The organism is Herbaspirillum sp. B65, from assembly GCF_000333555.1.
Classification (GTDB): Bacteria; Pseudomonadota; Gammaproteobacteria; order Burkholderiales; family Burkholderiaceae_D; genus Herbaspirillum; species Herbaspirillum rubrisubalbicans.
The window spans coordinates 1-6116 of sequence record NZ_BADI01000952.1; the positions used below are offsets into that span (position 1 = coordinate 1).

General features: G+C 63.4%; 5 protein-coding genes. All 5 read right to left on the bottom strand.

Annotated elements, in window-relative coordinates:
• Window positions 1-730: potassium-transporting ATPase subunit KdpA (locus I5W_RS22285; RefSeq protein WP_044530889.1), on the bottom strand; the 730-nt coding region annotated here is incomplete at its 3' end.
• Between the two features lies 1 nt (window position 731).
• Window positions 732-821, bottom strand: a complete 90-nt coding sequence (kdpF, locus tag I5W_RS22290; RefSeq protein ID WP_017452361.1) for a K(+)-transporting ATPase subunit F — start codon at window positions 819-821, stop codon at window positions 732-734.
• A gap of 311 nt (window positions 822-1132) precedes the next feature.
• Window positions 1133-3349 (bottom strand): diguanylate cyclase domain-containing protein, encoded by a 2217-nt coding sequence (locus I5W_RS22295; RefSeq protein ID WP_044530890.1) that lies wholly within the window; start codon window positions 3347-3349, stop codon window positions 1133-1135.
• A gap of 290 nt (window positions 3350-3639) precedes the next feature.
• Entirely contained in the window at window positions 3640-5223 is a 1584-nt protein-coding gene (locus tag I5W_RS22300) for a gamma-glutamyltransferase family protein (protein ID WP_044530891.1), read from the bottom strand.
• Window positions 5224-5343: 120 nt separating this feature from the next.
• The coding region (locus I5W_RS22305) for an LLM class flavin-dependent oxidoreductase (protein WP_044530892.1) at window positions 5344-6116 on the bottom strand (773 nt) is incomplete at its 5' end.

Here is a 6116-nt window from a genome sequence, read left to right on the forward strand (position 1 = left end):
TGCTTATCGTGCTTTGCGCTTCGGTCAGCGGCTCGCCCTTGGCGTCCTTGAGCGGCTGGCCGGCTGCGTCCAGCTTGGGGATGGTGTAGTGGGTCACTTCCAGGGTCTTCACGTCCTGATAGGCATGGAAGTTCTGGATGCTGCCCTGCTGCACCAGCACCAGCGCGAACACCACCGACAAGGGCAGCAGCACGTAGAGGATGCTGCGCGTCATGTCCACCCAGAAGTTGCCGATACCCTTGCTGCTGTGGCGGGCAAAGCCGCGAATCAAGGCAAAGGCGATGGCGATACCGGTGGCCGCCGACAGGAAGTTCTGCACCGCCAGCGCTGCCATCTGGGTCAGGTAGCTCATGGTGGCTTCGCCGGTGTAGCCTTGCCAGTCGGTATTGGTGACGAAGCTCAAGGCGGTGTTGAAGGACGAATCCGGGCTGACGTTGGCAAAGGCCTGTGGGTTCAACGGCAGCCATAGCTGCACACGTTGCAGGAGGTAGACCACCAGCGCGCCGATGAAGTTGAACAGCACCACGGCAATGGCGTACTGCTTCCAGTTCATCTCCTGCTCACCATCGATGCCGCTGATGCGATAGAAGATGCGTTCGATGCCGCCGAAGAGGCGATTGACGCGCGACTTGCCCTCCATCACCCGGGCCATGTACCAGCCCAGCGGCAGGGAGAGCAGCAACAGCACGACCAGGTAGAGGCCGAGCTGGTAATAATTATTGCTGTCCATATCAGAAATCCTCCGGCTTGATCAGGGCATAGACCAGGTACAGCAAGAGGGCGATGGAGACCACCAGCCCCAGCAGATACATGAGGTTCATTTCTTATCCCCTTCTTGCCGTTCCAGACGGCTGCACAGGGCGATGAATGCCCACATCGAAATGCCGCAGAGCAGCAGCATGACTACGTAGAGAAAATCCGTTTGCGACATTTCCCACTCCATTGTTGACGTTGTCTGACTCCGTTCCAGGGTCGGAGGCGGAGACAGTGCAACGATAGAGAAAGGGGCATTAAATCCCGGTAAATGTTTGCGGCGAGGGTGTAAACAGGATGTAAACGAGACGTAACGACTCGTGCAATCGGGAGGTGGGGGAAATCGGAGAAGATCGCAGGCGCGTGCGCCCGCACTGGCTTATACGTCGGTGGGGCGGCCCAGTTCGACGCGGTTCTTGCCCAGGCGCTTGGCCGTATACATGGCCTTGTCGGCCATCGAGAGCAATTCTTCGGGGCCGACTTCGCCATCCAGGTTGGGCTGGTAGACGGCCACGCCGATGCTGCTGGAGATGTGCACGGTGGAGTGGGTCAGTTCGAAGGGTTCGCGGATGGTGGCGAGGATCTTTTGGGCCACCATCACCGCGTCTTCCTGCGATTGCAGGTTTTCCAGGATCACCACGAATTCGTCGCCGGCCAGGCGCGCCACGGTATCGACGTCGCGCACCGAGCGTTGCAGGCGGCGCGCGAATTCGACCAGCAGTTCGTCGCCGGCCTCGTGGCCGTAGCGGTCATTGACGCCCTTGAAACCGTCGATATCCATGAAGAACAGGGCCAGCAACTGATCGGCGCGGCGTGCGCGCATCATGCCCTCGGGCAGGCGGTCGCTGAAGGCGCGGCGGTTGGGCAGGCTGGTGAGCACGTCGGTGAGGGCCAGCTCGCGCATCTGGTCGCGGAAGGCCAGGCGCTCGGTGATGTCGTGCAGGAAGGCGATGAACAAGTGGCCGCTCTGGCGCTTGACGTGACCCACCGTGATCTCGACGGGCAGCTCGTGGCCATCATGATGCAAGGCTTGCAGCTCGATGCGATTGTTGATGACCACGCTGGTGCCATCCTTGAGGAACTGCGCCATGCCGCGATTGTGGGCCGCGCGCAGGTCGGGCGGGATGATCAACTCGGCCATGTTGCGCCCCATCGCCTGGTCACGCGGCCAGCCCAGCAGCAGCTCGGCCTGGCGGTTCCACTCCACTACGCGGCCATGTTCGTCGGCGGCGATGAAGGCGTCCTGGGCGTTTTCCAGGATGGCGCGCAGTTCGGCGGCGGTTTCTTCGAGCTGGAGCTGGTTGACCTGTTGCTGGTCCAGCGCTTGCTGCAAGGCCGTGGCGGTTTCGTGCAGGCGGCTGGTGCGCTCGGCCACGCGCTGCTCCAGGCTTTCGTTGAGCGAGCGCACTTCGCGCAGATAACGTTCTTCGCGCTCGACCATGTTGACCAGGGTGGAGGACAGCAATTGGATTTCGCGATAGCTGTTGACCTGCGGGATGGCGACCTCGGCCTGACCGGCGGCGCGTTGCTCCAAGGCCGCCGACAAGGCATTGATGGGGGCCACCAGGCGCCGCGTGAGCACGAAGGCCAGGATCACCAGCACCACGCAGGACAGCGCGCCGACCAGGATCACGCGCCGCTCCAGGTCGCGGAAGGCGGCCAGCGCCACGATCTCGGGCTGGCGCACGATCACGCTCCATTGCAGCTTCATGCCGCCGGTGCTGCCGGTGCGCGCATAGCCGCTGACGTAGCGCTGGCCATCGGGCCAGGTCTCGATCATCGAACCGCCATTGGTGGCCTGCAACGAGGCGCGCCAGCTGGCGGTGTCGATCTTGCTTTCTTCCATGCTCTTGGGGCCGAGGATGACGGTGCCGTCGCTGCGCACGATGATGACCTCGACGTCATAGCGGTTACCGGTCGGCTCCAGCAGCTTGCCCGCGATGTCGCGCGCCCAGGACCAGGACAGGTGCATCCCCAGCACACCGACCAAGTGGCCCTGCATGTCATGCACGGGGGCCGAGAGGTCGACAAAACGCCAGGGATTGGATTGCGGCGGCAGTTGGTGCGTCAGCAGCACAGCCGGGTGGTAGTCGCCGGCGTAGGGGCCCTTGCGGCCTTCCAGGAACCACGGTCGCTCCGCCACGCTGGCGCCTTCCAGCCAGCCCTGGCTGGCTACCATGATGGACCCGTCGAGGCGCGCCAGGCCGATCCAGGCATAGTGCGGCACACTGGCCTGCAATTCGTCGAATATCCGGCGGATGAGTGACAAGTCATGCCCATTGCGGATCGAGGGCCGCAACACCAGTTGCCGCAGGTCGATTTCGCGCTCGCTCATGCCGCGCTCCAGCGCATCCTGCATCTGCCAGGCCAACTGCTTCATGCGCGTTTCGCTTTCCGAACGCGCATAACCGCGGGTGAACTGATCCACCAGGAGCAGCACCGACACGGTCGTGATGAGCACGGTTATAACCACCCCCAGCGTAATCAACGACGACAGATTCGGCGGAGATGGGGCTTTATTGTTGTTCAATTGAGACAAGATACTGCGATACGGCTGGATGCATGACGGCTCCCCTGTGAACCGCGGAGAACACATTCAATCAACAGACTTGCGTGCTAATTGATGAAATAAGTTCTAGGTATTTCGGCATCTTGCCAGAACAGCTATGGTTTTTCATCGCATTTGCCGAAAAACTTCGTGAAAATTTTTCTCACGCGTAAAACTCATCAATCCTCCCTGCCTGTTGCCGTATCAAAAGCCCCGGCGTGAGCGTAAAAGAGCGCAATAGCGAACTTTTCCCGCCCCGCGGGAGATGCAAAAAGACAACGGCGGCGAGCCGGCATGGCGATACGCTACGCCTCGCCGACTCGGCGCATGAACGATATTCAAACGCCCGCACAGACCCCATCGGCCCGTGGATCGGTGGCGCCCTCGATGACGCCATCGGGGTGGACGCAGACCGCACCAGCATGTCCCATCATGTCGGTGTAGTCCGCCACCACCTGCACCTCGTGCCCGGCGCGGCGCAAGGCCTCGACGGTGGCGTCCGGCACCCGGCCTTCCACCTTCAGGTTGGTGGAGACATCGCCCCAGGTGCGCCCCAGCAGCCAGCGCGGTGCACTGACGGCGGCCTGCAGGTTCTGGCCGAACAGCACGTGGCGGGTAAAGACCGCGGCCTGGGTCTGCGGCTGCCCTTCCCCGCCCATGGTGCCGTAGGCCAGGGTGCGGCCATCGTTCAGACGGGCCAGCGAAGGGTTCAGCGTATGGAAGGGCAGCTTGCCCGGTTGCAGTTGGTTGATGCCATCGTCGAGCGTAAAGCTGGCACCACGGTTCTGCCAGACGATGCCGGTGTCGGGCACCACCACGCCGCTGCCGAATTCCCAGAAGATGCTCTGGATGTAGCTCACCACGCGGCCCTGGGCATCGGCCGCGCCCATCCAGATGGTATCGCCCGGCTTGGCCGGATGCGGCCAGGGTGCTGCACGCTGCAGGTCGATCTGCCGGGCTTCCTGGTCCAGGGCCTCGGCCAGCAGCCAGTGTGCGGCCTCCACGCTCATGTGGGCGGGATCGGTGACGTGCTGGTTGCGCAGGATGAAGGCGCGCTTGGTGGCTTCCACCAGAGCGTGGATGTGCGCGAAACCTTCGGCCTGCGCGACGCCGAGTCGATCGAACAGACCGATGATCATCAATGCCGAAACGCCTTGCGTGGGCGGCGGCAGATTGTAGACGCGGCCTGACCTTAATTGCACCATCAGCGGCGGCAACAGCTGGGCGCGGAACGCTTCCAGGTCACTGCGGCGCAACGGGCTGCCGACCGCTTGCAGGCCTGCAGCAAGGCGTTGCGCCAGGTCGCCGCGGTAGAAATCATCAAGCCCCGCCTCGGCCAGGCGGGACAGGCTGGCCGCCAGCGCTGACTGTTTCTGCACCTTGCCCTGGGGCGGGATGCCGTCGGCGGCATAGGTGGCGGCAAAGCCGGGCTGGTCCTTCAGTTCATCCCACTTGTCGCGGGTCAGTTCATGTTGCGAGCGGGTGATGGGCACGCCGGTCTGCGCATGACGGATGGCGTCGGCCAGCAGCACCGGCAGCGGCAAGGCGCGGCCAAAGCGTTGGGCATAGTCGAGTGCGACCGACCAGCCAGCCACAGCACCGGCCACCGTCAGCGCCGCATGAGGGCCGCGGGTGGGCATGGTGCGGTGGCCATGCCCGATGTAGAAGTCCTGGGTGGCCAATGCCGCCGCGGGGCCGCAGGCGCGAATGGCGACCGGTTCCTGCCCCGGTTCGCTGATGACCCAGAAGCCATCACCGCCAATGCCGTTCATGTGCGGATAGACCACGGCGATGGTGGCCGCTGCCGCCACCATGGCTTCGACGGCATTGCCGCCCTCGCGCAGGATCTGTGCGCCGGCTTGCGCGGCCAGGTGATGGGGAGCGGTGACCATACCGCCCAGACAGGTCTTGCTATACAACATGGCTGCCTCCTGATGTGTTGCTGTTCTTGTGCTGGACTACGATGCGGGCATCATACCGAATTAAAAAAAACGGCAGGGACCAGGTCCTTGCCGTTTTTCCTTACACCATCTCCAGCGACTTCAGATCGCCACCCGCTCCTGCAAGGCCGCGCGCGCCTCGGCGGCAATCTCGAAGGAATGCAGCCGCGCCGCATGATCGAAGATCTGCGCCGTGATGATGAGTTCATCGGGGGCATGTTCATCGATGAAGGCTTGCAGGCCTTCCTGTACCGTCTCGCGGTCACCCACCACGGCACAGGCCAGCGAGCGCTCCACGTGCGCCTGTTCGCCCGGTTGCCAGAGCGCATCGATATCCTCCACCGGCGGGCGCAACTGACCGGGCGTGCCGCGGATCAGATTGAGGAACTGCTGCTGCAGCGAGGTGAACAGGCGCTCGGCCTGGCGCTGGGTATCGGCGGCGAAGACGTTGAGGGCCAGCATGACGTAAGGCTTCTTCAGGTTGGCCGAGGGCTTGAAGCGCTCGCGGTAGATCTGCACCGCCGACTTCATGAAACCGGGCGCGAAGTGCGAGGCGAAGGCAAAGGGCAAGCCCAGTTCAGCGGCCAGTTGGGCACTGAACATACTGGAGCCGAGCAGCCACAGCGGTACCTTCAGGCCGGCGCCGGGCACCGCACGCAGGGCCTGGTTGTCCGAGGGCTCATCGAAATATTGCTGCAGTTCCAGTACGTCCTGCGGGAAATTCTCGGCCGTGTCACCGCCCATGTGACGCCGCAAGGCGCGCGCGGTGCGCTGGTCGGAACCCGGTGCGCGCCCCAGGCCGAGGTCGATGCGGCCCGGATAGAGCGACTCCAGGGTGCCGAACTGTTCGGCAATGACCAGCGGCGAATGATTGG

Excerpts from the sequence above, each read along its gene's own strand:
- kdpF (WP_017452361.1), bottom strand. The coding sequence starts at position 821 with ATGAACCTCATGTATCTGCTGGGGCTGGTGGTCTCCATCGCCCTCTTG.
- I5W_RS22300 (WP_044530891.1), bottom strand. The coding sequence starts at position 5,223 with ATGTTGTATAGCAAGACCTGTCTGGGCGGTATGGTCACCGCTCCCCAT.
- I5W_RS22295 (WP_044530890.1), bottom strand. The coding sequence starts at position 3,349 with ATGTGTTCTCCGCGGTTCACAGGGGAGCCGTCATGCATCCAGCCGTAT.